The following is a 427-nucleotide window of genomic DNA, read 5'->3' as shown; positions in this document are numbered from 1 at the left end:
TTTGGCAATTCTTTCGCTCCAGCTTTCTTAGCTGGTGCTTGAGCAGGTGAATCTTGGTTAGCAGCTGTAACAGCTTTTTCAGCTGGAATAACTGCTACTGAGCCATCTGCAAAGGTTACAACTACTGAGCCATCATTGTTAACCTTGATATCTATTGCTGTTGGGTTAGCTTTCTTAACTTCGTTGGCTACCTTAGCTTTTTCAGCATCAGTCAAGTTGCTTGGATCTGTAACTGGTGTTACTGTTGGATTCTTAACTCCATCCGATTCCTTAACTTTATCAGCTGATTTCTTAACTGTCTTATCAGCAGGGATAACGGCTACGGTGCCATCTTTAAAGGTTACAACTACTGATCCATCTTTGTTAACTTTAACATCCGTTGCTGTTGGGTTAGCTTTCTTAACTTCGTCGGCTACCTTAGCTTTTT

Annotated in this window: 1 pseudogene; it reads right to left on the bottom strand. The window is 41.2% G+C overall.

Annotation, left to right across the window (positions count from 1 at the left end):
• Positions 1 to 427 (bottom strand): annotated as a pseudogene (locus HMPREF2987_RS10955) (hypothetical protein); the annotation flags it as partial.

Source organism: Streptococcus sp. HMSC067H01 (assembly GCF_001814775.1).
In the GTDB taxonomy this organism is placed as follows: Bacteria; Bacillota; Bacilli; order Lactobacillales; family Streptococcaceae; genus Streptococcus.
This window is presented reverse-complemented; position numbering and strand designations above follow the sequence as displayed.